The following is a 908-nucleotide window of genomic DNA, read 5'->3' as shown; positions in this document are numbered from 1 at the left end:
GTCGCGATGGCTCGCCGCGCGCATCGCGGAAGCGCGGGTGAAGGGGCTTGAGGGCGACGACCTTGCGGCGGCGGACGCCACGGCCGCCTGCGCGAAGCATCTCGGGGCCAACGGCGCGGTCGAAGGCGGACGGGACTACACTGCGCCCGATCTCTCCCGGCGCGGGCTCCGCGAGACCTACCTGCCGCCCTTCCGCGCCGCCGTGGAGGCAGGCGCGCACTGCATGATGGCCGCCTTCAACGCGCCGGACGGCCTGCCGACGGTGGCCAACGCCTGGCTGCTGACCGACGTGCTCAGGCGGGAATGGGGGTTCGACGGGCCAGTGCTCAGCGACTTCGGCGCGGTCCGGGAACTGGTCGTTCATGGCTTCGCGCGGAACGCGGAGGACGCGGCCGCGCAGGCGTTCGCGGCGGGCGCCGATGTCGACATGCAGTCGAAGGCGTTCGTCAAAAGCCTGCCGGGCCTTGTCCGCGCGGGCGTCGTGCCCGAAAGCGCGCTCGACGCGGCCGTTCGGCGCGTGCTCCGGCTCAAGGAGGCGCTCGGCCTGTTCGATGATCCGTCGCGCGGCGCGCAGCCCGGCCGCGCCGAAGCGACCCTGTTCCGCCCGGAGCATCGTGCGGTCGCGCAGGAGCTCGCAGAGAAATCAGCGGTCCTGCTGAAGAACGACGGCGGCGTCCTTCCCTTCCGGCGCGGCGTCCGCAAGGTTGCCCTGATCGGGCCGATCGGCGAGTCGCCGGCCGACACGCTCGGGCCGTGGGCCGGCCGCGGCGAACCGTCCGAGACGGTCACGCTCCGGCAAGGGCTGGCGCAGGTCCTGGGCGCCGGCGTCGAGCTTTCGTTCGCCCTCAATGACCTCGACATCCGATGCGAGACCCGCCCGTGCGAACACACCTTCGAACAGGTCGTGG

Annotated in this window: 1 protein-coding gene; it reads left to right on the top strand. The window is 72.6% G+C overall.

The window, feature by feature from the left end:
• On the top strand, nucleotides 1–908 hold a 908-nt coding region (locus ACIKT0_RS19220; RefSeq protein ID WP_407106873.1), incomplete at both ends, for a glycoside hydrolase family 3 N-terminal domain-containing protein.

It is taken from the genome of Hansschlegelia beijingensis (genome assembly GCF_045505405.1).
Lineage (GTDB): Bacteria > Pseudomonadota > Alphaproteobacteria > Rhizobiales > Methylopilaceae > Methylopila > Methylopila beijingensis_A.
This window is presented reverse-complemented; position numbering and strand designations above follow the sequence as displayed.